At 67.6% G+C, this 1,759-nt stretch carries 3 protein-coding genes; 2 read left to right on the plus strand and 1 reads right to left on the minus strand.

Annotated elements, in window-relative coordinates:
* A partial coding sequence (locus ACFWF3_RS34635) for a hypothetical protein (RefSeq protein ID WP_379318273.1) occupies window positions 1-188 on the plus strand: 188 nt, incomplete at its 5' end.
* A gap of 102 nt (window positions 189-290) precedes the next feature.
* The gene (locus ACFWF3_RS34640; RefSeq protein ID WP_379318275.1) at window positions 291-1,127 is read left to right on the plus strand and encodes a helix-turn-helix domain-containing protein; all 837 of its coding nucleotides are present in this window, start codon (window positions 291-293) and stop codon (window positions 1,125-1,127) included.
* Between the two features lie 108 nt (window positions 1,128-1,235).
* On the opposite strand, the gene ACFWF3_RS34645 is transcribed toward ACFWF3_RS34640, so the two are convergent.
* On the minus strand, window positions 1,236-1,643 hold the full coding sequence (locus tag ACFWF3_RS34645) for an SRPBCC family protein (RefSeq protein ID WP_379318277.1): 408 nt from the start codon (window positions 1,641-1,643) through the stop codon (window positions 1,236-1,238).
* Window positions 1,644-1,759: the final 116 nt, after the last annotated feature.

A 1,759-nucleotide genomic window follows, 5' to 3' on the forward strand; every position in this document is an offset into this window, starting at 1 on the left:
CACTGGGTTTGGCGATCCTGGTGACGCTCGCCACGCGTCGCGGTGACTCCTCGGCCGGCTCGATCGACGCTCGGCAGGCCGCGACCCAAGCGTTCTCCTATGCCCTGACGATCGCCGCCGCGCTGGTCGGGCTCGCTGCGGTGCTGATCGCGACGATGCTGCGCAATCACACTCGAGAAACCGAATAGTTGTATCGTGGTGTGCGAATAGGTACTCCAGGGCGGAGGGGAGGAGGCGCGGTGGGCGACAATGTGGAGCCTGTCGATGCATCACCGCCCACACAGCGCGTCGTGTCCGTGCTGGAACTTCTCGCCGACGCGGCTGAACCGCAGACCTCGGCGCAGATCGCCGATTGTCTCGCGCTGAGCCGGTCGACGGTCGGCAACGTGCTCTCCGCGCTGCGGGCGCGCGGGTGGGTCACTCGCCGCGGTGATCTCACCTACGAGTTGGGTCCCGCGTTCCTGCGGACCGCCGAGCGAGAACGAAGCAAGCTCGCCGAGGACTCGTCGTTGCACGCCGCCCTGCAGGGCCTGGCGCAGGACGTGGATTGTGGTGTCGCGCTGGTTGTTGTCGACGGCGCCGAGATCCTGTTCAGCGCCGTCGTCGAGAACCGTGGACGAATTCCCGCCGGAATCTCGGTCGGCACCAGATTGCCGCTCATCCCGCCCGCCGCGGCGACGATCGTGGCCCATTCCTCCGACCTGATCCGGCAACCGTGGCTGGCGGCGGCCGAGCCGCAAGATCGCGTGAAATTCGAGCGGCTTCTCGGCGACATCCGCGTCGTCGGCGCCGCGGTCTGGGGGGTCGACTCCCGCAGCGTCGCCACCCTCGATGTCCTCGCCGACGTCGTCGACCATCTCGCCCACGATCCGGTCAGCCGAACGCTGCGCGAACGGGTGCTCGCGCTGCTCGGGGAGATCAGCGGCACGGCTTATCGTCCTGCCGAACTCGACACCGATGTGGCACTGCCGATCAGTTACGTGTCGGCGCCCGTCTTCGGCTCCGGCGGGGATGTGCTGGCGGAGCTGATCGTCGGCCCGATGCGGGCCGCGGTGACCAGGGCCGAACGCGACCGTTACCTGGCCGCGGTGATCGCGGCAGCGAAAGTGATTCCCGGCCTGCGTTGACCGCCACCGAGAGCTTGTGATCGTCGACGCCACCGCACGGGTAGCGCGTTCGGTCCACGCAGCGCCACCCCGACCCGACTGGAGCCTCTCGGTGCATGGCGCGGGGTGCTAGCGGCTGGTCTCCATCGTCTGCTTGAAGATGGTGAGGCCGTGTTCCATTGCCGCGCCCATCGGGACGGCGAGGTCGTCGGGTTGGACGTCGTGGATCCAGACGAATCGGCTGTGGCCGTCACCGTGGGGGAAGACCTGCATCGACGCGTTGTCGTGGGTGGGCTGCATGGTGTCGCCGATGACGGAGTAGGCGATTCGGCGTGATTGCTCGTCGAGGGCGATGAGGCGCTCGCGAACGACTGTTCCGTCGGCGAAAGTGGCGGTCCTGACCCCGGGCTCGACGAGTCGGCTGTCGGTGACGAATCCCGGGGCCATCCGGACAGGGCCGTCGGTGAAGTCGCTGATGACCGCCCACACCTGTGCGGGGTCGGCGTCGATGAGGATCTCTTTGTGCACGGAAGCCATGCTCTGTGTCGCTTTCTGTCGTGGGTGTCTGTGAGGAGGCGTTATCGCGATGCAGTATGTCGACGGTGTCGACCTCGCCCAGCTGATCCGCCGTGGACCGGGCGCGCTGCCGCTGG

Origin of the sequence: Nocardia sp. NPDC060220 (assembly GCF_042727815.1) — a bacterium.
Classification (GTDB): Bacteria; Actinomycetota; Actinomycetes; order Mycobacteriales; family Mycobacteriaceae; genus Nocardia.

Coding starts and splice junctions, on each gene's coding strand:
- ACFWF3_RS34645 (WP_379318277.1), bottom strand. CDS start 1,643: ATGGCTTCCGTGCACAAAGAGATCCTCATCGACGCCGACCCCGCACAG.